Here is a 637-nt window from a genome sequence, read left to right as displayed (position 1 = left end):
GGAACCGATGGTGGAGACGGGCCGGGCGAAGACGCGGGGGCTATCGTGGATGGCGCCAGCGTGAGTCGCGGCAGCCGGGAGCTGGGTGTGGATCCTGAAGTCTGCCTGGCCCAGGCCGATTCCGGACGCTTTCTGGAAGCGAGCGGGGACCTGATCCATACCGGGCCAACAGGTACCAACGTGATGGATCTGATGATCGGCGTGAAATACTGAGCCGGCCGCCCATTTATATGATCCCTTCCTGCGTAGGGAAGGCACGGTTTTGTGCCCACGCGGTTAGTATGCGGTATGCATTCCCACGCGGAGCGTGGGAATGAGAAAACAATCCTGAGTAGGGGCAGGCCCCCGTGCCTGCCCTCACCAGCCGGTAATCCGTTCGCCCGGGCAACCAACGGGGGTTGAGCCTAGGTTGGATCTACAAAAAGCCACCCCCGTCCCGGTCCGGATTTGCTATGATCAAACCTCACCGAGGGAATCGCTATGTTTGAATCAGCCACACTACTGCTGTTTGCCACCTCTGCCGTGCTGTTGGCCCTGGCGCCGGGACCGGACAATCTGTTTGTGCTGACCATCTCCATCGCCCGGGGGCCGCTGGCCGGTGTCGTGACCACGCTGGGCTTTTGCAGCGGTCTGGTTG

General features: G+C 61.7%; 1 protein-coding gene. It reads left to right on the top strand.

Annotated features, from left to right (window positions below):
• A partial coding sequence (locus tag ACQY5R_RS18240) for an MOFRL family protein (protein WP_428610714.1) occupies positions 1 to 213 on the top strand: 213 nt, incomplete at its 5' end.
• Positions 214 to 637: the final 424 nt, after the last annotated feature.

It is taken from the genome of Sedimenticola sp. (assembly GCF_050289425.1).
In the GTDB taxonomy this organism is placed as follows: Bacteria; Pseudomonadota; Gammaproteobacteria; order Chromatiales; family Chromatiaceae; genus Sedimenticola.
Note: the sequence above shows the minus strand (reverse complement) of the source record. Positions and strands in the feature narration are given on the sequence as shown.